The organism is Camelimonas fluminis (assembly GCF_014656355.1).
Lineage (GTDB): Bacteria > Pseudomonadota > Alphaproteobacteria > Rhizobiales > Beijerinckiaceae > Camelimonas > Camelimonas fluminis.
This window is the reverse complement of the sequence record NZ_BNCG01000009.1, coordinates 97,167-118,511: the sequence shown is the minus strand read 5'-3', so window position 1 is coordinate 118,511 and position 21,345 is coordinate 97,167. Positions and strand designations below refer to the sequence as shown.

Annotated in this window: 19 protein-coding genes; 9 read left to right on the top strand and 10 right to left on the bottom strand. The window is 66.4% G+C overall.

The features are described from left to right. Window positions 1-15 precede the first annotated feature (15 nt). The 4 genes from leuD to IE243_RS11860 form a co-directional block, all read right to left on the bottom strand. A complete protein-coding gene (gene leuD / locus IE243_RS11875; RefSeq protein ID WP_191319594.1) occupies window positions 16-624 on the bottom strand; it encodes a 3-isopropylmalate dehydratase small subunit in 609 nt (202 codons plus the stop codon). A gap of 97 nt (window positions 625-721) precedes the next feature. Next, window positions 722-1,084 (bottom strand): metallopeptidase family protein, encoded by a 363-nt coding sequence (locus IE243_RS11870; protein ID WP_191319649.1) that lies wholly within the window; start codon window positions 1,082-1,084, stop codon window positions 722-724. Between the two features lie 101 nt (window positions 1,085-1,185). Next, on the bottom strand, window positions 1,186-2,589 hold the full coding sequence (gene leuC / locus IE243_RS11865) for a 3-isopropylmalate dehydratase large subunit (protein WP_191319593.1): 1,404 nt from the start codon (window positions 2,587-2,589) through the stop codon (window positions 1,186-1,188). Window positions 2,590-2,821: 232 nt separating this feature from the next. Then, window positions 2,822-2,989 (bottom strand): hypothetical protein, encoded by a 168-nt coding sequence (locus IE243_RS11860; protein WP_191319655.1) that lies wholly within the window; start codon window positions 2,987-2,989, stop codon window positions 2,822-2,824. A 368-nt stretch (window positions 2,990-3,357) separates the two neighbouring features. On the opposite strand from IE243_RS11860, the gene IE243_RS11855 reads away from it, so the two are divergent. Next, window positions 3,358-3,762, top strand: a complete 405-nt coding sequence (locus tag IE243_RS11855) for a hypothetical protein (protein ID WP_191319592.1) — start codon at window positions 3,358-3,360, stop codon at window positions 3,760-3,762. Between the two features lie 236 nt (window positions 3,763-3,998). On the opposite strand, the gene rplS is transcribed toward IE243_RS11855, so the two are convergent. Continuing rightward, window positions 3,999-4,379 (bottom strand): 50S ribosomal protein L19, encoded by a 381-nt coding sequence (gene rplS, locus IE243_RS11850; protein ID WP_191319648.1) that lies wholly within the window; start codon window positions 4,377-4,379, stop codon window positions 3,999-4,001. A 283-nt stretch (window positions 4,380-4,662) separates the two neighbouring features. Here rplS and IE243_RS11845 point away from each other — a divergent pair, with 283 nt between their 5' ends. Next, window positions 4,663-5,904 (top strand): aspartate kinase, encoded by a 1,242-nt coding sequence (locus IE243_RS11845; RefSeq protein WP_191319591.1) that lies wholly within the window; start codon window positions 4,663-4,665, stop codon window positions 5,902-5,904. A 141-nt stretch (window positions 5,905-6,045) separates the two neighbouring features. Here IE243_RS11845 and IE243_RS11840 read toward each other — a convergent pair whose 3' ends face one another. After that, on the bottom strand, window positions 6,046-6,516 hold the full coding sequence (locus tag IE243_RS11840) for an Rrf2 family transcriptional regulator (RefSeq protein ID WP_191319590.1): 471 nt from the start codon (window positions 6,514-6,516) through the stop codon (window positions 6,046-6,048). A gap of 225 nt (window positions 6,517-6,741) precedes the next feature. Here IE243_RS11840 and hmpA point away from each other — a divergent pair, with 225 nt between their 5' ends. Then, window positions 6,742-7,950: an NO-inducible flavohemoprotein gene (gene hmpA, locus IE243_RS11835; protein ID WP_191319589.1), complete on the top strand. Its 1,209-nt coding sequence runs from the start codon at window positions 6,742-6,744 to the stop codon at window positions 7,948-7,950. 172 nt (window positions 7,951-8,122) lie between these two features. On the opposite strand, the gene IE243_RS11830 is transcribed toward hmpA, so the two are convergent. Continuing rightward, window positions 8,123-9,796 carry an AMP-binding protein gene (locus IE243_RS11830; RefSeq protein WP_191319588.1) on the bottom strand — a complete coding sequence of 558 codons (1,674 nt, stop codon included), beginning with the start codon at window positions 9,794-9,796 and terminating at the stop codon, window positions 8,123-8,125. Between the two features lie 459 nt (window positions 9,797-10,255). Between IE243_RS11830 and IE243_RS11825 the strand changes: the two genes are divergently transcribed. Next, on the top strand, window positions 10,256-11,449 hold the full coding sequence (locus IE243_RS11825; RefSeq protein WP_191319587.1) for an acyl-CoA dehydrogenase: 1,194 nt from the start codon (window positions 10,256-10,258) through the stop codon (window positions 11,447-11,449). A gap of 136 nt (window positions 11,450-11,585) precedes the next feature. Continuing rightward, entirely contained in the window at window positions 11,586-12,773 is a 1,188-nt protein-coding gene (locus IE243_RS11820) for a CaiB/BaiF CoA transferase family protein (RefSeq protein WP_191319586.1), read from the top strand. 65 nt (window positions 12,774-12,838) lie between these two features. On the opposite strand, the gene IE243_RS11815 is transcribed toward IE243_RS11820, so the two are convergent. The 3 genes from IE243_RS11815 to IE243_RS11805 all read right to left on the bottom strand — a co-directional run bounded on the left by IE243_RS11815 (window position 12,839) and on the right by IE243_RS11805 (window position 15,349). After that, entirely contained in the window at window positions 12,839-13,429 is a 591-nt protein-coding gene (locus tag IE243_RS11815) for a TIGR00645 family protein (protein ID WP_191319585.1), read from the bottom strand. Window positions 13,430-13,556: 127 nt separating this feature from the next. Beyond that, on the bottom strand, window positions 13,557-14,222 hold the full coding sequence (locus IE243_RS11810) for a hypothetical protein (protein WP_191319584.1): 666 nt from the start codon (window positions 14,220-14,222) through the stop codon (window positions 13,557-13,559). Window positions 14,223-14,446: 224 nt separating this feature from the next. After that, entirely contained in the window at window positions 14,447-15,349 is a 903-nt protein-coding gene (locus tag IE243_RS11805) for a LysR family transcriptional regulator (protein ID WP_191319583.1), read from the bottom strand. A gap of 369 nt (window positions 15,350-15,718) precedes the next feature. Between IE243_RS11805 and IE243_RS11800 the strand changes: the two genes are divergently transcribed. From IE243_RS11800 to IE243_RS11785, 4 genes are all read left to right on the top strand, one after another. Then, window positions 15,719-17,215, top strand: a complete 1,497-nt coding sequence (locus tag IE243_RS11800) for a CoA-acylating methylmalonate-semialdehyde dehydrogenase (protein ID WP_191319582.1) — start codon at window positions 15,719-15,721, stop codon at window positions 17,213-17,215. Between the two features lie 156 nt (window positions 17,216-17,371). Beyond that, window positions 17,372-18,526 (top strand): isobutyryl-CoA dehydrogenase, encoded by a 1,155-nt coding sequence (locus IE243_RS11795; RefSeq protein ID WP_191319581.1) that lies wholly within the window; start codon window positions 17,372-17,374, stop codon window positions 18,524-18,526. A gap of 292 nt (window positions 18,527-18,818) precedes the next feature. Continuing rightward, window positions 18,819-19,703 carry a 3-hydroxyisobutyrate dehydrogenase gene (gene mmsB, locus IE243_RS11790; RefSeq protein WP_191319580.1) on the top strand — a complete coding sequence of 295 codons (885 nt, stop codon included), beginning with the start codon at window positions 18,819-18,821 and terminating at the stop codon, window positions 19,701-19,703. A gap of 358 nt (window positions 19,704-20,061) precedes the next feature. Further along, window positions 20,062-21,345 (top strand): peptide ABC transporter permease (locus IE243_RS11785; RefSeq protein ID WP_191319579.1); only part of this gene is annotated, 1,284 nt, incomplete at its 3' end.

Here is a 21,345-nt window from a genome sequence, read left to right as displayed (position 1 = left end):
AGGGGCGCGAACGCCTCACAGCCAGGGGCGGTTGCCGGCGATGCGCTGCTCATAGGCGTCGATGGCCGGGCCGCGCGCGTGCACGGTCTCGCCGATGTCGTCGAGGCCATTCAGCAGCTTGTGCTTGCGCTGCGGGTCGATCTCGAACTTCACCACGCCGCCGTCGGGCCCACGGATTTCCTGGGCTTCCAGATCGATGGTCAGGGTGGCGTTGGCGCCGCGATTGGCGTCGTCGAACAGCTTGTCCAGGTCCTCGCGCGAGACGATCGCCGGCAGCAGGCCGTTGTTGAAGCAGTTGTTGTAGAAAATGTCGGCGAACGACGTCGAGATGACGCAGCGGATGCCATAATCGACCAGCGCCCACGGGGCATGCTCGCGCGAGGAGCCGCAGCCGAAATTGTCGCCGGCGACGAGGATGGTGGCCGCCTTGTAGCCCGGCTTGTTGAGCACGAAGTCCGGATTGTCCGAGCCGTCCTCGTTGTAGCGCATTTCCGAGAACAGGCCGGTGCCGAGGCCGGTGCGCTTGATGGTCTTCAGGTACTGCTTGGGAATGATCATGTCGGTGTCGACATTGATGATTTCCAGCGGGGCGGCGACGCCCGTCAGCGTGGTGAACTTCTGCATGTTGTCTCTCCAGCCGCCAGCGCGGCCCGAAAGCATTTCCGAGAAAAGTGGCCGCCACTTTTCGTGAAGAAAATGCGTCAAATAAAACCGGAGCCGATCAGGTCGCCTCGGCGGCGGCCTCGATGGCTTCCATGTCATCGTCCGAGAGGCCGAAATGGTGGCCGATCTCATGGACGAGGACGTGCGTGACGATGTCCCCGAGGGTTTCCTCATGTTCGGCCCAATAGTCGAGGATGGGCCGGCGATAGAGAAACACCTGGTTGGGAAACTGTCCGGTGTGCTGGAACGCTCCGCCCTGGGCCAGCCCCAGACCGTGAAACAGTCCGAGCAGGTCGAACGGCGTTTCACAATCCATGGTCCGCATGGTGTCCTCGTCAGGAAAATCCATGACGCGGATCAGCACGCCGGCGCACATGTCGCGGAACTCCTGCGGCAGGGCGGCGAACGCGTCGTCGGCCATCCGTTCGAAGTCAGCGATGGTGGGCGCCGTCAGGCTGGCGACCCGGGCGGGATCGCCAGCGCTTCCGTCGGCAATGTCGGCGGCGGAAGCGCTCAAGGCTCTCAACCCCAGTTGCGGATGTCGACGAAGTGGCCTTCGATCGCGGCGGCGGCGGCCATGGCCGGCGACACCAGATGGGTGCGGCCCTTGAAGCCCTGACGGCCCTCGAAATTGCGGTTCGAGGTCGAGGCGCAACGCTCATGCGGCGCCAGGCGGTCGGGGTTCATGGCCAGGCACATCGAGCAGCCCGGCTCGCGCCAGTCGAAGCCGGCGGCGATCAGGATCTTGTCGATGCCTTCCTGCTCGGCCTGCTGCTTCACCAGGCCAGAGCCCGGCACCACCATGGCGTTGACGCTGGCGTGCACCTTCCGGCCCTCGACCATGCGGGCCACGGCGCGCAGGTCTTCGATGCGGCCGTTGGTGCACGAGCCGATGAACACCCGGTCGATGCCGATGTCGGTGATCTTCGTGCCGGCCTTCAGGCCCATGTACTCCAGGGCGCGATGCTTGGAGATGCGCTTGGCCTCGTCGGTGATCTGGTCCGGATCCGGCACCACGCCGGCCACCGAGATCACGTCCTCAGGGCTGGTGCCCCAGGAAACGATCGGCGGCAAATTGGCGGCGTCGAGGCGGATCACCGAGTCAAAGTGCGCGCCCTCGTCGGTGCGCAGCGTGTCCCAGAAGCGCACGGCCTCGTCGAAGGCCGCGCCCTGCGGCGCTTTCGGGCGGCCGCGCAGATATTCGTAGGTCTTCTCGTCCGGGGCGATCAGGCCAGCGCGGGCGCCGCCCTCGATGCTCATGTTGCAGACCGTCATGCGGCCTTCCATGGACAGCTCGCGGATGGCCTGGCCGGCGTATTCCATCACATGGCCGGTGCCGCCAGCGGTGCCGATCTCGCCGATGATCGCCAGGATGATGTCCTTGGCGGTCACGCCAGCCGGCAGGCTGCCGTCCACCTGGACCAGCATGTTCCTGGCTTTTTTCTGGATCAGCGTCTGGGTGGCCAGAACATGCTCGACCTCGGAGGTGCCGATGCCATGCGCCAGGGCGCCGAACGCGCCGTGGGTGGAGGTGTGGCTGTCGCCACAGACGATGGTCGTGCCGGGCAGGGTGAAGCCCTGCTCGGGGCCGATGATGTGCACCACGCCCTGGCGGACGTCGTGCTCGGAGTAATACTCAACGCCGAAGTCGCGGGCGTTCTGGGCCAGCGTCTCGATCTGGGTGGCGCTCTCCGGATCGGGGTTGGGCTTGGAGCGGTCGGACGTCGGCACGTTGTGATCGACGACGGCCAGGGTCTTCTGCGGGGCGCGCACCTTGCGGCCCGAAACGCGCAGGCCCTCGAAGGCCTGGGGCGAGGTCACTTCGTGGACCAGGTGGCGATCGATATACAGCAGGCTGGCGCCGTCTTCGCGGGTGTCGACCACGTGGTCGTTCCAGATCTTGTCGTACAGGGTGCGGGGAGCCATGGCAGGCCTCGTTGGTTCGGAAAAGCTGGCGCAATGGCGTGCGCCGGAATGCGGCCCCATCGTTATGGTGGGAGCCGCCGTGTCGTTCACGGGGCTTGCGCAACGGGTCCTGATGCGTGGCCGGGAGAGGGTGCGCCGGTTGCTGGCGACACATGCGCCATGGCGTTGCACGGCGTCCGGCCTGCGCGGGATGGCCCGCTGCGCGAGGCTGGCGGCGGGTGCGCCGCAAGCCTCAGCCGGTAAGCTCCGCCTGCACCGATGCGGTCATGCGGCCGAAAAACCGGCCGGGCAGGCGCGTGTGATCGTGCAGCAGGATGCGGCCCGGCTCGTCGAGCCGCGCAACCGCCATCGCGCGCCAGGGACGAACCGTCCCTACGCGGCCAGGCGCTGTCGCTGTCATGATCGTCCGGGCGTCCATGGGCTGTTTGTAGCAAATCCAGTCTGGCGAAACAACGGCAACCAGCGCAGTCGGTTCGCCAGATCATGCGCTGGCGGAGCACATGCATGGATGGCGCACATGCGCGGATGGAGCGGATAATTGCGATGCGCGGCGCGGCCGCCATCTGACGGGCGTCGTCTTCGCAGGCATATGGGGGGCGGGCGGCGCATGACAATGGGCGTTGGCCATCGTCGGAGCGTGTTGATCAACGGCGCCGCGTGGCGCGCCGATTGACGGGCGCCCGCCAGCCCAGCAACACTGCGCCCGGCGTCGCGTCGCGGCGCTCCGCGTCATGACGGCGCCTGACAGGCTGCCTGGGAGCATTCCGAATGTTTGTGCTGCGCGCATTTCCGTTGCTGGCCCTGATCGTGGCGGCATGGAACAGTCTGGTCGTGTTCGGTTCGGCCACGCCCACCACCGTGGTCGGCCAGACGACGCTGCCATCGGGGCAACTGTGGCCGATCACCACCGGCGACGCCTTTGTCGTCGCGGCCTTCGCCCTGTTGTTCGTGGAAATCATCAGCGCCCGGGCGCGCACCTCGTCGCTGGTCAATCACGCCCTGTCGCTGGTCGTTTTCCTGGTCTGCGCGGTGGAATTCCTGTTTGTGCGCAAATGCGGCGAAGCGGCGTTTCTGATCATCACCCTGATCGCCGCCATCGACGTGCTGGCCGGCTATTGCATCTCCATCCGCGCCGCGCGCTTCCGGCCGCTGGCCGACGAAGCCACCGAGTAGGGAGAAAAGTCGTCGGCTGGAGCCGTCAGGGCCCATGAGCGGCGAAGCCGTCGCGGCTTGTCACCGCATCGCCATCACAACGGGCCTGGCCTGCTCCGGCAGGCTGGCGTGCGCCCCAGCCTCGACAGGCGTCGCGGGAAAACGGCAAAAATAAACCCGCCGTGCGGGAGCGCGGCGGGTGGAAGCGAGGCGCCGGGACCGGCGCCTGACTTGACAGTCTTACTTGCTTTAAAGGCTTACTTGGCGGCCTTCGGGGCGCGCTCAACGCGCTCGGCGATACGGGCCGACTTGCCGCGACGGTCGCGCAGGTAATACAGCTTGGCGCGACGCACCTTGCCGCGACGCACGATCTTGATCGAGTCGATGATCGGCGAATACAGCGGGAACACGCGCTCGACACCTTCGCCATAGGAGATCTTGCGAACGGTGAAGCTCTGGTTGATGCCGCCGCCGGCGCGGGCGATGCAGACGCCTTCATAGGCCTGCACGCGGGAACGCTCGCCTTCGCGAACCTTGACGTTGACCTGCACGGTGTCGCCGGGCTCGAACTCCGGGAAATTGCGGTCGGCGGTCAGGCGGGCGATCTGCTCCTGATCGATCTGCTCGATAATGTTCATCATGTGCTCCTGCCGTGGCAGCCATCAGGACGCCTGCTTTGGGGCGCGGGTCTGAACCCGGCCGCCGGGGGCGACGTCCAACGAAGACTGCAAGCGTTTCGGCCACGCTGTTTTCAGTTGAAGTCGCGCCTTTACACCACGCGCGCCGCCCTGTCGAGTGCTCCTGGAAGGGCGGGGCGCATCCATTGACAGCGTCAATGCCGCTTCCTATACGCGCGGTTCTTTCCCCAGTTGGTCGCGCCGTCTGGCGGCGCGCGCCTCCCACCGATTGTGATTGAGAGCCATGGCCCGCCTGGTAATGAAGTTCGGCGGTACCTCCGTCGCGAATATCGAGCGCATCCGTAACGTCGCTCTCCATGTCAAACGGGAGGTGGAGGCCGGCAACGACGTCGCGGTCGTTGTTTCCGCCATGTCCGGCAAGACCAATGAGTTGGTCGCCTGGTGCCGTGAGGCTGCGCCGCTGTACGATCCGCGTGAATATGACGCGGTCGTCGCTTCGGGCGAGCTGGTCACCGCCGGCCTGCTGGCCATCACCCTGCAGGGCATGGGGCAGCCCGCCCGCTCCTGGCAGGGCTGGCAGATTCCGATCCTGACCGACGGCGCCCATTCTTCCGCCCGCATCACCGGCATTGACGGCGCGGGGCTGCTCGCGGGCTTCGGCCGCGGCGAGGTGGCGGTGATCGCCGGCTTCCAGGGGCTGCACGAGGAAAGCGGCCGGGTCACCACCCTGGGGCGCGGCGGGTCCGACACCAGCGCCGTCGCTGTCGCCGCCGCCATCGGCGCCGACCGGTGCGATATCTATACCGACGTGGACGGCGTCTACACGACCGATCCGCGCATTGTCAGCCGGGCGCGCCGGCTTGACCGCGTCTCCTTTGAGGAGATGCTGGAGATGGCGTCGCTTGGCGCGAAAGTTTTGCAGGTGCGTTCGGTCGAAGTGGCCATGGTGCACGGCGTGCGCACCTATGTGCGTTCGTCCTTCGATGATCCGGCCAATCCAGGCAGCGGCACGCTCATCTGCGACGAGGAGGAGATCTTGGAACAGCAGGTCGTCACCGGCATCGCCTATTCCCGGGACGAGGCGCAGATCACCCTGCGTCGCGTCGCCGACAAGCCGGGCGTCGCCGCCGATATCTTCGTGCCGCTGGCCGAAGCCAATATCAACGTCGACATGATCATTCAGGTCGTGTCGGGCGACAACGCCTACACGGACATCACCTTCACGGTGCCCGGCGCGGACTACGAACGCGCCCGCAAGATCCTTGACGGGCGCCGCGACAGTCTCGGCCTCACCGAGATCGAAGGCGCCACCGATGTGGTGAAGGTGTCGGCCATCGGCGTTGGCATGCGCAGCCATGCCGGCGTCGCGGCCCGCGCCTTCCGGGCGCTCGCCGACAAGGGCATCAACATCCGCGCCATCACCACGTCGGAGATCAAGTTCTCGGTGCTGATCGACGCGGCCTACACGGAACTGGCGGTACGCACGCTGCACACCCTGTACGGCCTGGACAAGGCTGAGGGCTGAGGGCCGGGGCGCCGCCACCTGGCGTGAAGGCGTCCGTTCAACAGAAACAGGGGCAGATCCGCTTCAGCATGAACGGATTTTGGCCCGGGGGCGCCGCCTCGCCAGACAATGTCTGTCCGGCGCGTTCTGAAAATGTCCTGATCACGCCCAGGCTGTCCGCCGGGGCGTTTTCGTTTCCGTTGCCGGCGGCGAGGCGGCGCCGAGCAACAGGCGCGTCATGTCGGCCCGTTTGGTCAGCAAATCGGCGAGCGTGTAGCCGTCGAGCACCGCCAGAAAGGCGGCCAGCGCCTCGCCGAGGGCGCTGGTCAGGCCGCAAGCGGGGGCGATGACGCAACCGCCGCAATCGACCAGATCGAAGCCGTCCTCGGTGTGGCGGACGACCGCGCCGATATTGATGTCGGCCGGGTCATGGGCCAGGCGCACGCCGCCGGCGCGTCCGCGGACGCTGGCCACATAGCCGGCGCGCCCCAGATCGTTGACGACCTTCATCAGATGGTTCTGGGAGATACGGTAGGCCCCGGCGATTTCGGCGATCGAGCACAGACGGTCAGGCCGCGCCCCCAGATAGAGCAGCACGCGCATGGCGTAGTCCGTGTAGCGCGTCAATCGCATCGTTCCGCCGTTTTCCATCCCTGCGCCGGTGCGGCGACAGGCCCGTTTCACCGGATGCTGCGCAGCCGCCGCAGCCGGTTCCTGCGACAATTTGAAAGATGCATTTTCGTTGCATGATTTTCAACGGCGTGAATAGATGCATTTGCGATGCATGATTTGGCGTCGTCCGGCATGCCGCCAGTCTACCTGAGCCGAGGCCGGTCAAACTGTTTCTGGAGCCTCCACATGCCACGGTCACTGAGTGAACGGACCATCGCCACGGTAAAGGCCACCGCTCCGGCGCTGGCGCTCCACGGTCTCGCCGTCACCCGTGAAATGTACGCCAACATGTTCCGCAATCCGGCGATCCGCGACCTGTTCAACCAGTCGCACCATGGCGACAACGGTTCGCAGCCGCAGGCGCTTGCCGGGGCGATTCTCGCCTACGCCCAGAACATCGACAATCTGGAAGCGCTGACCGGGGCGGTGGAGCGCATCGCCCAGAAGCACGTTGGCCTGCAGATCCTGCCGGAGCACTACCCTTACGTCGCCGACGCCCTTCTGGCCGCGATCAGGACCGTGCTTGGCGACGCCGCCACGGATGAGATCATGGATGCCTGGGGCGAGGCCTACTGGTTCCTGGCGGATGTGCTGATCGAGCGCGAGCAGACGATCTACAAGGAGATCGCCGGCGCGACCGGCGGCTGGAACGGCTGGCGCGATTTCGTCGTCGCCGACATCATTCGCGAGAGCAACATCATCAATTCTTTCGTGCTGCGTCCGGCCGACGGTGGACCGGTCGTGCGGCAGAAGCCTGGCCAGTATCTCACCCTCTGGCTCAGCATCCCCGGCCAGCCGCCGCTGAAGCGCAACTACACCGTGTCAGCCGCATCTGACGGCGCCAGCTACCGCATCACCGTCAAGCGCGAGCCGCGCGGCCTGGCCTCGCGCTGGCTGCACGACCGGGTCAAGGTTGGCGACAGCCTCAAGGTTGGCGCGCCGGCCGGCGACTTCTATCTGCAGCCTGGCGACAGCCCGGTTGTATTGCTCTCCGGCGGCGTTGGCCTCACGCCCATGGTGGCGATGCTGGAAAGCCTTGCGGCGGAAGGCGCCAGGCGTCAGGTGCTGTTCGCCCACGGCGCCTTCGATTCCTCAGCCCAGGCCATGGCCGCCCATGTGCGGGAGCTGGCGGCCAGGCTGCCGGACGGCAAGGCCGTGTTCTTCCATGAGGCGCCCAGCCCCGCGTCAACCCCAGGCGGCGACTTCGACGAGGAAGGCGTGATCTCCGGCGACTGGCTGAAGCGCCAGACGCCGGTCGCCGAAGCCGATTATTACATCTGTGGCCCGCGCCCGATGCTGCGCGACATCATCGCCGCCCTGGTGGCGGCTGGCGTCCCGGCCGGTCGCATCCACTATGAGTTCTTTGGCCCTGCCGACGAGGCGCTGGCGGCGTAACCGCAGCCAGGGCCTGATCGGTCGGGGAACGTCTCTGGGGGGCGGTTCCTGGCCGGGTCAAAGAAAGAAGGCGCGCTCTGGGGGAGCGCGCCTTCAGTCGTCTGGTGGGGAGAAACAGGGCCTGCGGAGCCCTGACCCGCGCGGGGATCGGATGGCCGGCTTTGGCCCGCGCTCAGATCTGTACGCCGGCGTCCTTCAGCTTCGCCACTTCGGCGGCGCGCAGGATGAAACGCTGCACCTTGCCGCTCGGCGTCTTCGGCAGCTCCGTGACGAAGTCGATCTCGCGCGGGTAGGAGTGGGCTGACAGGCGCTTGCGCACGTGCTGGGCCAGCTCGTCGCGCAGGGCGTCCGTGCCCTCGACGCCCGGCTTCAGGATGATGAAGGCCTTGACCAGTTCGGTGCGCTCCGGGTCGGGCTTGCCGATTACCGCCACGTCGGCCACCGCCGGATGCTCGATCAACGCGCTCTCCACGTCGAACGGGCCTATGCGATAGCCCGACGAGGTGATGACGTCGTCGGCGCGACCGAAGAAGCTGATGGTGCCGTCGGCATTGATCTCGGCCGTGTCGCCGGTGCGGTAATAGCGCTGGTCCGCGGGCAGCGGATCGCGTCCCCAATAACCGTTGAACACCAGCAGCGGCGAGTTCTGGCGGTCGATGGCCAGTTCGCCCTGCTGCTCGCTTTTCAGCTCGTTATCGTCCTGGTCGATCACCACGATGCGGTAACCGGGCAGGGCGAAGCCGGCGGCGCCTTCATGCACCGGATGGGTCAGGGCGTGGTGATTGCACAGCACCATGCCGGTTTCGGTCTGGCCGTAATGGTCGCGGATCGGCGCATTGAGCGCCCGGTCGAACCAGCGGATCACCTCGGCGTTGAGCGGCTCGCCGGCGGACGACACGGCGCGCAACTGCCCCTTCACGGCCGCGGCGGCCTGGTCGCCGGCAGCCATCAGCAGCCGGTAGGCGGTGGGCGCGCCGGCCAGGTTGGTGATGCCGTACTGCTTCAGCACCCGGTAGAAATTGTCCACCGTGAAGGCGTCTTCGCTATACAGGGTGGTCTGGCCCATCAGCAGCGGAGTCGTGGCGGCGTAATACAGGCCATAAGCCCAGCCCGGATCGGCGATGTTCCAGAATTTGTCGTCCGGACGCAGATCCACCGAATAGCGCATGTAGGCGAGGAAGCCGGTCAGCGCGAACATCGGCACCCGCACGCCCTTGGGCGAGCCGGTGGTGCCGGAGGTGAACAGCATCATGATCAGGTCGTCGCGATCGAGCGGGACCGGGGCGAACGCGTCCGACCCCTTCGCCATCTCGGTCTCGAAGTCGAGGTCGCCGGCGTCAATGGCCTGCTGGCCGCCGCCGATGACGACGATCTCCGGCATGTTGTCGGCGCCGTCGAGCTTGGGCCGGTTGACCGCATCGGTCACCACCAGCTTCGCTTCCGAACCATGGACGCGGCTTTCGACGGCCTTCGGGCCGAACGCGGTGAACAGCGGCACGTAAACCGCGCCGGCGCGCCAGGCGCCCAGCAGCACGGCCAGCATGTCCGGCGTGCGCGGCATCATGGCGGCGATGCGGTCGCCCTTGCCGACGCCCTGGCGCTTCAGCAGATGGGCGAAGCGGGCGGCGCGCTTCTTCAGGTCGGCGTAGGTGGTCTGCGTAGTCACCCCGCCCCTGTCATGGATCAGGGCGACGCGGCCGCCCCCGGCCCAGCGGTCGCAGCAGGCGACGCAGGCGTTGATTACGTCGGACCCGGCGGTGACGTCCCGCCACAGGTCCTTCGCGTTGAAGCTCTTCATGAAGTCCAGGTAGTCGACCGGGGTCGCAGGGCTGGTGGCTGCAGACATGAATTTCTCCCGTTGGCCATCGCCGCGCGCATGCGGCGGAGGCGCTGTCACGGGGTTGCGCGCCGGGACGATCGCCGCAGCGGTCCATCGCCGGGGCGGGGCTTGCGCCATCGCCATGACGCCATCGCCATGACGCCGCCGCCATGACGCCTGGGCGCGGCCGCCGCTTCAATTGAAGCGGGCGCTTGCCCACGCTGCGCCGTGCTGGCCGGGGAGCCCACTGGCGCGGCATGATCTGGCTGCATGCCCCTTGCGCTTCCGTAACAGGCGTGGACTGCCACGTGTTCCGCCCGATGACAACCATTCCTTTTCTCATCAAATGGTTGGGGGCGGCGATTTGTCCGCTCCAGGGACGCGACGGCTCCCGCTCAGGCCGGAGTTGCTCTATGGCTGTTGACGCAACAAGGTATGCACGTCCCCGCTTTCGCTGATGACGGGGCAAGTGACGGGAGCGGAGACATGGCTGGTACTTCTGGCGCGGCGTTCAACTGGGAGGATCCGTTCCTTCTCGACGGCCTGCTGACGGACGATGAGCGCATGATTCGCGACAGCGCCCGCGCCTACGCCCAGGAGCAGCTGCTGCCGCGCGTCATCGGCGCCTACGCCCATGAGCGCACCGATCGCGAGATCTTCAACGAAATGGGTGCGCTCGGTCTGCTCGGCGTCACCCTGCCGGAGGAATACGGCTGCGCTGGCGCGTCATATGTCGCCTATGGCCTGGTCGCCCGTGAGGTGGAGCGCATCGATTCCGGCTACCGCTCGATGATGAGCGTGCAGTCGTCGCTGGTGATGTACCCGATCTACGCCTACGGCTCCGAAGAGCAGCGCAAGAAGTACCTGCCGAAGCTGGCCAGCGGCGAATGGGTGGGCTGCTTCGGCCTCACCGAGCCGGACGCCGGCTCCGATCCTGGCGGCATGAAGACCCGGGCCGAGAAGATCGACGGCGGTTACCGCCTCAACGGCTCCAAGATGTGGATCTCCAACGCGCCGATCGCCGACGTATTCGTGGTCTGGGCCAAATCCGCCGCGCACGGCGGCGAGATTCGCGGTTTCGTGCTGGAGAAGGGCCTGAAAGGCCTCTCGGCGCCGAAGATCGAGGGCAAGCTCTCCCTGCGCGCCTCGATCACGGGCGAGGTGGTGATGGACAATGTGGAGGTGGGCGAGGACGCCCTGCTGCCCAACGTCTCCGGCCTCAAGGGTCCGTTCGGCTGTCTGAATCGCGCCCGTTATGGCATTTCCTGGGGCGCCATGGGCGCCGCCGAGGACTGCTGGCATCGCGCCCGCGCCTATACGCTGGATCGCAAACAGTTCGGCCGGCCGCTGGCCGCGACGCAGCTGGTGCAGAAGAAGCTGGCGGACATGCAGACGGAAATCTCGCTGGCGCTGCTGGCCTCATGGCGCGTCGGCAAGCTGTTCGACGCGGGGGAGATGGCCCCGGAGATGATCTCGATCGTCAAGCGCAACAATTGCGGCAAGGCGCTCGACATTGCCCGCGTTGCCCGCGACATGCATGGCGGCAATGGCATTCATCAGGAATTCCACGTCATGCGCCACGCCCAGAACCTGGAAACGGTCAATACCTACGAGGGTACGCACGACGTGCATGCGCTGATCCTCGGCCGCGCCCAGACTGGCCTGCAGGCGTTTTTCTGAAGCGCGTCCCGGCGCGGCGGAGATGCGGCGCGGGGGCAGCATGCATGACGCATCAAATCCGCAACAATCTTGTCCGCAACGATCTTGCGCGCGTCATGGTCATCCGGCGCGCGCCCACACCAGGATGGAGAGGCTGATGGCGCCGCAACCGCTGAAGGGCGTGCGTGTCCTGGAACTCGCCCGCGTGCTGGCCGGCCCGTGGTCGGGCCAGTTGCTGGCCGATCTCGGGGCCGACGTGGTCAAGGTGGAGCGCGCTGGCGTCGGCGACGACACCCGCCAGTGGGGCCCGCCGTTCCTCACCGGGACTGACGGCGGCGACATGGGCGCCGCCTATTATCACGCGACCAATCGCGGCAAACGCTCCATCGCCGTCGATTTCGAGGACGCCAAAGGGCAGGCGCTGGTGCGCCGGCTCGCCGCCCACGCCGATGTGGTGATCGAGAACTTCAAGGTCGGCGGTCTGGTGAAATATGGCCTCGATCACGCCAGCCTGCGGGCGGAGCACCCGGCGCTGATCTGGTGCTCGATCACCGGCTTTGGCCAGAACGGCCCCTATGCGCCGCGCCCCGGCTATGACTTCATGATCCAGGGGCTGGGCGGCGTCATGTCGCTCACCGGCGATCCGCAGGGTGAGCCGGTCAAGGCCGGCATCGCCGTCGCCGACCTGTTCACCGGCATGTACGCCACCGTGGCGATCCTGGCGGCGCTCCAGGGCCGGCGCGACAGCGGCGTCGGCTGTCACATCGACATGGCGCTGCTCGATGCGCAGGTGGCGGTGCTGTCCAACCAGGCCATGAACTATCTGGTGTCCGGCGAGAACCCGGCCCGCGTCGGCAACGCCCACGTCAATGTGGCGCCCTATCAGGTGTTTCCGGCCAGCGACGGTCATTTCATCATCGCCTCGGGCACCGATCCGCAGTTCGCGCACATCTGCGCGGTGCTCGGTCTTCCGGAACTGGTGGAGGATCCGCGCTTCCGTCACAACGCCGACCGCATCCGCCACCGGGAGGAGCTGGCCGGGCTACTGGCGGCGCGCACCGCCACTTTCGCCCGCGACGACATTCTGGCCAGGCTGACGGCGGCCGGCGTGCCGGTGGGACCGATCAACCGGCTGGACGGGGTGTTCGCCGATCCGCAGGTGGTGCATCGCGGGTTGCGCATGGACCTGCCGCACCCCGGCGTCGCCGGCGGCAGCGTGCCTGGCGTGCGCTCGCCCATCATCATGGATGGCGAGCCGGTTGTCGCCAGGCGCGCGTCGCCCGGGCTGGGCGCTGACGGCGACGACGTGCTCGCAGATCCCAACTGGGGCGGAAGCGCCGGCTGAGATCGGGCGCATGGATGGATGCACAAGGGCTGGCGTGCGCCGGCCCCTGTGCTTTTCAGCCGCCTTCAGTGATGGTCGGCGCCGTGATGCGACGGCGGGTTGCTGATGCGGTCGACATAAGCGATGCCGATGGCGGACAGGATGAACACCACGTGGATCACCGTCTGCAGGATGACGCCGGTTTCGGTGTAATTCGACTTGCCGGGAACGCCCAGATTGCCCGCCTCGATGAAGGTGCGCAGCAGGTGGATCGACGAAATGCCGATGATCGCCATGGCCAGCTTGATCTTCAGCACGCTGGCGTTGACGTGGTCGAGCCATTCCGGCTGGTCCGGATGGCCTTCCAGCTTCAGGCGCGACACGAAGGTTTCATAGCCGCCGATAATCACCATCATCAGCAGGTTGGAGATCATCACCACGTCGATCAGGCCGAGCACCACCAGCATGATCTGCTGCTCGGAAAAGTCGAAGGCGTGCACCACAAGGTGCCAGAGTTCCTTGAGGAACAGGAAGGCATAGACAGCCTGGGCGACAATCAGGCCGAGATACAGCGGCAACTGCAACCAGCGCGAACTGAAGATCAGCGTTGGCAGGAGACCCAGCCGGCGGCTGGCGGACACAGGGGGGGCGGAGGTCGGTTCGTCAGAACTGGCCATGAATAACTCGCGACAGATGCAGGAAAGAAACCACCGCCATGACGGCGCGGCGCGGATGCGCCCACAAATGGGGATGTGATGCGGGCCGGGCAAGAGGAAACCGCGCATTTCATCGCGCGGGCCCCCGTTACAGCAGCCCTTCGCGCGCCAGGGCGTCGGCGTCCCGGAATATGTCAGCGACGCCTTCCGTCATCGCGCTGGGCAACGGTTGTGCGTACAGGTTGGGATGCAGCAGGGCGCGCGTGCTGATGCGGGCTGTGCGGAAACTGTGTTCGCCGGCGTATAGCCGGACACTGTCCAGCGGAACCGGAAACTTCGCTTCGGCTGGAACAGGGACGCCCGCTTTGACGCCGACAATCAACTGGCAGCCCCAATCCCGGTCGGCGACGTCTACGCCGCGCAACCGCTGGTGCAGGACGGCGAACTGGCTGTAGGAGGATGCGTACTCCGCTACGCCGGACAACCGTTTGTCGGCCTGAAGCCAGATGCGCGGCGTTTTCCCCTGGTCCATGATGCGATAGTTCTGGAAATGGGCGATTACCTGGCTGACGTAGTCGCCAGAGGTGAGAAATAGCTGGTCGACACCGTCTTTGCCAAAGATGCATGCGTCCAGCTCAAGGAAGGCGCGCACGCATTGGAGCGTGGCGTTGACATTCGGCAGGTAGGGCGGAAGGGAGACCTCCTCCCGGTCTGCAGGTATGTCGACATCATGTGTGACGGCGTCTGGCCTGAAGCAGCCTGTCCAGAATGAAATCCTGTCAGGCCGTTGCTGGTGGTGACGAGGGGGCGTCATCGCCAACCCTGGCAATGCGGCGTAGGGCGGAGGCCAGGGCGGCGGAACTGGCAAGGGCAAGGCTGGTGCTCCCGACAACGGATTCGGACGACGGACCGACGGGAATGGTCGCCGCCAATCGCCAGGAAGCCTGGCCTGGCGGCAGGGCGATGTCAGCGCCAGAGCAAGGTTACCCGGCCCAGGATGTCTGGCGCGCCTCCGGACGCGCTGATGACGGAGACGCCTCAGGCCGTCTCTGGTTGCAGCACGGCGCGGGCTGCGCGGGTTTCGCGCACCAGAAAATCCATGGTGGCGCGGATGCGGGCGACGTCGCGCAAATCGGCGTGGACGATCAGCCAGAACGAACGGGTGAGGGTGACCTCCCGCGGCAGCACCCGCCGCAGGCGCGCGCCGTCGGCCATGAAGCGCGGCAGCACGCAGACGCCGGCGCCCGCCTCCGTCGCCGCCAGCTGGGCGAGAATGCTGGAACTCTGGATGCGCGGGCGCAGTCCCTTGGCGACCTCGTCCAGATAGTCCAGCTCCGGCGTATAGATCAGGTCATCAATGTAGCCGACGATGCGGTGCTCAAACAGGTCCTGGGGCGATCGCACCGGCAGCGCCGCGTCGAGATAGGCCGGGGCGGCGTAAAGGGCGAGATCGTAATCCGCCAGCTTGCGGGCGACGATCCGGCCCTCGCGCGGTGGATTGAGCGACACGGCGATGTCCGCCTCGCGTTTCGACAGCGAGGGAATGCGCGACATGGCCACCAGCTGGATGTCCAGCTCCGGATAGCGCTCGGCCAGGGCGCCGATGCGCGGCGCCAGGAAAATGGAGCCGAAGCCGTCCGGGGCGCCGACGCGCACGGCGCCGGACAGGGTCAGGTCGGCGCCGCCGATTTCGCTCTGCGCCGCCAGCGCCTGGGTTTCGATGGCCTCGGCGTTGGCCAGCAGCTGCTCGCCCTGCGCCGTGAGCTGGTAGCCGTGCGGGCGCCGCTCGAACAGCTTGGCCTTGAGCGCCGTTTCCAGTGAGGTGATGCGGCGCGACACGGTGGCGTGATCGGCGCCCAGGCGGCGCGCCGCGACGGTCAGCCGCCCGGCCCGGGCGACCGAGAGAAAATAGCGCAGGTCGTCCCAGTCAAACCTGTTCATTGCTCCAGCCTGTTTGCATCGCGGGTATGTGGATTTTCGCACCAACACCATTCACAAACGCATATAGCGGTGCGTAATTGTTAGTGATACCCCCAAGACGGTTTTCGCGTCCGGTGGCGTTGCTGCAGCGGAATGACAAGCAGATTTCGCGAAGGGACGACACGCGTCGGGCGGCGCCAAATTGCATCAGGGCGCAAGCCGGACAACAATCCCCGGCGCGCGCTCTGGAGCGAAATGCGGCCGGTCTGGCTGAAATTTCGCTCTATCATTTTGATATGATGCATTCTCTTCGCGCAAAATGATTATTTTGGCTGGAAAATGCTCTGGGGAACGGCGCCCGCAGGCCGGGCGGCAACGGGAGAGGGTCGCATGCACACCTATGGCCATTTTATCGGCGGCAAGCACGTCGCTGGCGCCTCGGGACGTTTCGCCGACGTTTATGAGCCGATGACCGGCGAAGTGAAGGCGAAGGTCGCGCTCGCCAGCAAGGCGGAGCTGCGCGCCGCCGTGGAGAACGCCCGCGAAGCCCAGGTCGCCTGGGGCGCCACCAATCCGCAGCGCCGCGCCCGCGTGCTGATGAAGTTCCTTGAACTGGCGCAGGCTGAATATGACAGCCTTGCCGAACTGCTCGCCCGCGAGCACGGCAAGACCATTCCCGACGCCAAGGGCGACATCCAGCGCGGCCTGGAAGTGGTGGAGTTCGCCATCGGCGTGCCGCACCTGATGAAGGGCGAGTACACCGAGGGCGCCGGCCCGAACATCGACATCTACTCGATGCGCCAGCCGCTCGGCGTCGTCGCCGGCATCACGCCGTTCAACTTCCCGGCGATGATCCCGATGTGGAAGTTCGCCCCGGCCATCGCCTGCGGCAACGCCTTCATCCTGAAGCCGTCCGAGCGCGACCCGGGCGTGCCGATGCGCCTCGCCGAGCTGATGCTGGAAGCTGGTCTGCCGGCTGGCGTGCTCAATGTCGTCAACGGCGACAAGGAGTCGGTTGACGCCATCCTCCAGGACCCGGACATCAAGGCCGTTGGCTTTGTCGGTTCGTCGTCGATCGCCGAATACATCTACCAGGGCTGCGCCGCCACCGGCAAGCGCGCCCAGTGCTTCGGCGGCGCCAAGAACCACGCCATCATCATGCCCGACGCCGACCTCGACCAGACCGTCGACGCCCTGATCGGCGCCGGCTACGGCTCGGCTGGCGAGCGCTGCATGGCCATCTCGGTCGCCGTTCCTGTCGGCCAGGCCACCGCTGACCGCCTGATGGAAAAGCTGGTCCCGCGCGTCGAGGCGCTGCGCGTCGGCCCGTCGACCGACCTGACCGCCGACTATGGCCCGCTGGTGACCCGCGACGCGCTGGAGCGCGTGAAGGGTTACGTGCAGGCCGGCATCGACGAGGGCGCCAAGCTGGTCGTCGATGGCCGCGACTTCAAGCTCCAGGGCTATGAGAACGGCTTCTACATGGGCGGCTGCCTGTTCGACCATGTGACCCCGGACATGAAGATCTACAAGGAAGAGATCTTCGGCCCGGTGCTGTCGGTGGTCCGCGCGAAGGACTATGACGAGGCGCTGCGCCTGCCGTCCGAGCACGAGTATGGCAATGGCGTCGCCATCTTCACCCGTGACGGCGCCGCCGCCCGCGATTTCGCGGCGAAGGTCAATGTCGGCATGGTCGGCATTAACGTGCCGATCCCGGTTCCGATCGCTTATTACACCTTCGGCGGCTGGAAGCGTTCGGGCTACGGCGACCTCAACCAGCACGGCCCGGATTCGATCCGCTTCTACACCAAGACCAAGACGGTGACCTCGCGTTGGCCGTCGGGCGTCAAGGAAGGCGCCGAGTTCGTCATCCCGACCATGGGTTGATCGCGTTTTCGCCTGGCGGACGACGCCGGGCGGCTGACATGCGCGGGCCGGATCAGGGTCCGGCCCACGCCACAAGAACAGTGGGCCAGTAATGGTTGGCCAGGGACAGTGAGCCAACGGCTGTTGGCGGGAAACGGGAAGAGGGAACGGAGAAGCATGAGCCAGAGCACGCCATTTTTCGCTCTCTCGGAAGATCACGTCGCCATTCGCGACATGGCCCGCGCCTTCGCCAGCGAGCAGATCGCGCCGCACGCCCTGGAATGGGACGAGAAAAAGCATTTCCCGGTCGCGCAGATGCGCGCCGCCGCGGCGCTGGGCATGGGCGGCGTTTATATCCGCGAGGACGTCGGCGGCTCAGGCCTGACCCGGCTCGATTCGGCGCTGATCTTTGAGGCGATGTCCACCGGCTGTCCGGCTGTCGCCGCCTTCATTTCCATCCACAACATGGCCTCGTGGATGATCGACACCTGGGGTTCGGAAAGCCAGCGCATGCAATGGCTGCCGAAGCTCACCACCATGGAGTGGATGGCCAGCTACTGCCTCACCGAAGCGGGCGCCGGCTCCGACGCCGCCGCGCTGTCGACGAAGGCCGTGCGCGATGGCGACGACTACGTGCTGAACGGCGCCAAGCAGTTCATCTCTGGCGCCGGCGACACCGACGTTTACGTGGTCATGGTCCGCACGGGCGCCGAGGGAGCCAAAGGCGTCTCAACCCTGGTGATTCCGAAGGACACGCCCGGCCTGTCGTTCGGGGCCAATGAGCGCAAGATGGGCTGGAACGCCCAGCCGACCCGCCAGGTCATCTTCGACAACGCCCGCGTGCCGGTGGCCAACCGGCTCGGTAATGAAGGCGATGGCTTCAAGATCGCCATGGCTGGCCTTGACGGCGGTCGCCTCAATATCGCCGCCTGTTCGCTCGGCGGCGCCCAGGCTGCGCTGGAAAAATCACTGGCCTACATGAATGAGCGCAAGGCTTTCGGCAAACGCCTCGACGAATTCCAGGCGCTGCAGTTCCGCATCGCCGACATGGCCATTGAACTCGAAGCCGCCCGCAGCTTCCTGTGGCGCGCCGCCGCCGCCCTCGACCGCAAGGAGCCGGAGGCGACCAAACTTTGCGCCATGGCCAAGCGTTTCGTCACCGACGCCTGCTTCAACGTGGCCAATGAGGCGCTGCAATTGCACGGCGGCTACGGCTACCTGCACGAGTACGGCGTGGAAAAAATTGTCCGCGACCTGCGCGTGCACCAGATTCTCGAAGGCACGAACGAGATCATGCGGGTGATCGTCGCCCGCGCCCTGGTGGGCCGCTAGAGCATTTTCGAGAAAAGTGGACGCCACTTTTCGTCAAGAAAATGCGTCAGACCCAAAAGGCAGAGCGCCTCCAGGCCCGGGTTTCGCCCGAAGCGATCCAGAGCATTTTCGAGAAAAGTGGACGCCACTTTTCGTCAAGAAAATGCGTCAGACCAAAGCGGCGGGCGTTCCTGCCGCCTGGCGTCAGGGCGCGCATGAAAACAGAAAGTGGCCCAGGTCCGGTTCGGCATGAACGGATCCGGGCCTGTCATCAGTCCCGGCCGCGCCGGCCCCATCTTCCTGGAGCATTCCCATGAGCACCATCGCTTTCATCGGCCTCGGCAACATGGGCGGCCCGATGGCCGCCAATCTGGTCAAGGCCGGCCACGTCGTGCGCGGCGCCGACCTTTCGGAAGCCTCGCGCGACGCCGCCGCCGCCCAGGGCGTCAGCGTCTCAGCCAACGCCGTCGACATCGTCGCCGGCGCTGACGTGATCATCACCATGCTGCCCAACGGCAAGCTGGTGCTCAACGTCTGGGAGCAGGCGCTGCCTGTCGCGAAGAAGGGCGCCCTGTTCATCGATTCCTCCACTATCGACGTCGACAGCGCCCGCGTCGCCCACCGCATGGCCGGGGAGGCCGGCATGGCGGCGCTCGACGCGCCGGTTTCCGGCGGCGTCGGCGGCGCCGCGGCCGGCACGCTGACCTTCATGGTCGGCGGCGCCAAAGAGGCCTTCGACGCCGGCAAGGCGGTGCTCGACGTCATGGGCGGCAAGATCGTGCATTGCGGCGACGCCGGCGCCGGGCAGGCCGCCAAGATCTGCAACAACATGATCCTCGGCATCTCGATGATCGGCGTTTGCGAAGCTTTCGCCATGGGCGAGAAGCTTGGCCTGTCGCATCAGGCGCTGTTCGACGTGGCCTCCACGTCCTCGGGCCAGTGCTGGTCGATCACCTCGTATTGCCCGGTGCCTGGCCCGGTCCCGACCTCGCCGGCCAACAACGGCTACAAGCCGGGCTTCGCCGTCGACCTGATGCTGAAGGATCTGAAGCTGTCCCAGGACGCGGCCTCGACCAGCGGCGCCGCGACGCCGCTCGGCGCGGCTGCGGCGGCAATCTACGAGCGCTTCGCGGCGGCGGGGTTCGGCGGCTCCGATTTTTCGGGGATCATCAACTTCCTGCGCGACGGCAAGCACTAGTCGTCTGTATCCCGCCTGAACGGATTCCGGCCTGCCAGACGTTCCGTCTGGCCGACGCCCTCACGTCAGATCGCGACAGCATGGATATTCTGGAAAGGCCCCGTCCCACGGGGCCTTTTTTTCGCCGGTTCCAGACTTCGGGCTTGCGTTTTTTTGCAACACGGCCGGAACAAATTTTGAGCCGGTCAAAATGCGGGCCTCGTTTATCTGTCTGTAATGAAAAGAATTTTATGCAGGTTGGGTTGCTTTTCCCAAACGGCTTACGGGTAGCGTCCGCCATGATCCCGCCATGAAGGTGGCGCCGCCATCAAGACCACGCTATGCGAGACTGGTTTGCCAGTAGCGGAATCGGATGGACATGCAGGGTTCAGGCTCTTCCAAACCGGCGGCGCGTCCCGTCCTTCAGGGAAGCGGACCGGCGGGCGCGACAACGGCCCGGCCGGCGCAGGCGCAGGCCCAGACGACAAACCGGTTCGACCCCACGGTCGACGCCGCCCAGTTGCTGCGTCGCGTGGGGTTCTTCACCCTGGTGTTCCTGCTGCCCATCGGCGCCGTGGTCTCCCGTCGCGCGGCCGTGATTCTGACGCCGATCGCCGTGGCCCTGCTGGTGCTTGCCAGCCTGATCGATCGCGCGCCCAGGAAGCCCCTGCGCGCCATTCGCGACGTGTTCATGACGCCAGGCGGCGTCGCTGCGCTGGTGCTGCTGGGCTGGGCGATTGTTTCCATCAGCTGGACGCCGTTTCCCGAAACCGCCACTGAGAAGGCCATCCAGATCGGCTGGATGACCCTGATTGGCGTTGCTGGCGTGGCGAGCCTGCCGGAGCGGGTGCGCACCGCCAATCTGCATCTCATCCCCGTCGGCGTCGCCATCGGCGCGCTTGGCGCCCTGGCGCTGGGGGCGTTCCGCGCCCAGGACGTCAACGCCGAACTGATGGACGCCGATCCGCTGGAGCGCGGCCTTGTCGTGCTGGCGGTGATGGTCTGGCCGGCCGTGGCCTGGCTGGTGTCGCGGCGGCGCATTCTCGGCGCCTGCGTGCTGCTCGGCGTTGTGGCGGTGGCGACCTGCGTCATGCCGGAGAGCGCCGCCCTGCTCGCTGTCGCTGTCGGCGCCGTGCTGTACGCGATCACCCGGCTGACAGGCGATCGCGGCGTGCGGGTGATCGCGGTGCTGATGCCGGCGTTGCTGGCGCTGGCCCCGCTGTTCCCGCTGATCCTGCGGCCGTTCCTGAAGTTTTTCCACGGCCCGTTGTATCCCGGCGCCGTGGCGCTGCGCGCCTGGGCTGAGGAAACCGGCAGTGAGCCGCTGCGCATGATCACCGGACACGGTCTCGACACCAGCATCCGCGCCCGTGTCGCCGGCTACCTGTCGCCGGATGCGCCGCGCACGCTGCCGTTCGAGATCTGGTATGAGCTGGGCGTTGTCGGCGCCCTGGCGGCGGCTGTGGCGCTTGGCTACGCCATCTTCGCCTCGCGCCGCCACAACAATCCGGCCCTGACCTCCGGCATCGTCTCCTGCTTTGGGGCCGCCTTCACCGTCGCCTGCTTTGGCGCCGCCAACGCCCAGTCCTGGTGGCTGGCGACCCTGGGGGCGACGATCATCACTTTCGTGGCCATCCAGCGCGGCGAGTTCCGCAATGCCCGC

Bases quoted from the DNA above. Each gene is read 5' to 3' on its own strand.
- IE243_RS11825 (WP_191319587.1), top strand. From the start codon at position 10,256: ATGGCTGGTACTTCTGGCGCGGCGTTCAACTGGGAGGATCCGTTCCTT.
- mmsB (WP_191319580.1), top strand. From the start codon at position 18,819: ATGAGCACCATCGCTTTCATCGGCCTCGGCAACATGGGCGGCCCGATG.
- hmpA (WP_191319589.1), top strand. From the start codon at position 6,742: ATGCCACGGTCACTGAGTGAACGGACCATCGCCACGGTAAAGGCCACC.
- IE243_RS11800 (WP_191319582.1), top strand. From the start codon at position 15,719: ATGCACACCTATGGCCATTTTATCGGCGGCAAGCACGTCGCTGGCGCC.
- IE243_RS11820 (WP_191319586.1), top strand. From the start codon at position 11,586: ATGGCGCCGCAACCGCTGAAGGGCGTGCGTGTCCTGGAACTCGCCCGC.
- IE243_RS11855 (WP_191319592.1), top strand. From the start codon at position 3,358: ATGTTTGTGCTGCGCGCATTTCCGTTGCTGGCCCTGATCGTGGCGGCA.
- IE243_RS11815 (WP_191319585.1), bottom strand. From the start codon at position 13,429: ATGGCCAGTTCTGACGAACCGACCTCCGCCCCCCCTGTGTCCGCCAGC.
- IE243_RS11810 (WP_191319584.1), bottom strand. From the start codon at position 14,222: ATGACGCCCCCTCGTCACCACCAGCAACGGCCTGACAGGATTTCATTC.
- IE243_RS11805 (WP_191319583.1), bottom strand. From the start codon at position 15,349: ATGAACAGGTTTGACTGGGACGACCTGCGCTATTTTCTCTCGGTCGCC.
- IE243_RS11840 (WP_191319590.1), bottom strand. From the start codon at position 6,516: ATGCGATTGACGCGCTACACGGACTACGCCATGCGCGTGCTGCTCTAT.
- leuC (WP_191319593.1), bottom strand. From the start codon at position 2,589: ATGGCTCCCCGCACCCTGTACGACAAGATCTGGAACGACCACGTGGTC.
- leuD (WP_191319594.1), bottom strand. From the start codon at position 624: ATGCAGAAGTTCACCACGCTGACGGGCGTCGCCGCCCCGCTGGAAATC.
- IE243_RS11845 (WP_191319591.1), top strand. From the start codon at position 4,663: ATGGCCCGCCTGGTAATGAAGTTCGGCGGTACCTCCGTCGCGAATATC.
- IE243_RS11795 (WP_191319581.1), top strand. From the start codon at position 17,372: ATGAGCCAGAGCACGCCATTTTTCGCTCTCTCGGAAGATCACGTCGCC.
- IE243_RS11830 (WP_191319588.1), bottom strand. From the start codon at position 9,796: ATGTCTGCAGCCACCAGCCCTGCGACCCCGGTCGACTACCTGGACTTC.
- IE243_RS11860 (WP_191319655.1), bottom strand. From the start codon at position 2,989: ATGACAGCGACAGCGCCTGGCCGCGTAGGGACGGTTCGTCCCTGGCGC.
- rplS (WP_191319648.1), bottom strand. From the start codon at position 4,379: ATGAACATTATCGAGCAGATCGATCAGGAGCAGATCGCCCGCCTGACC.
- IE243_RS11870 (WP_191319649.1), bottom strand. From the start codon at position 1,084: ATGGCCGACGACGCGTTCGCCGCCCTGCCGCAGGAGTTCCGCGACATG.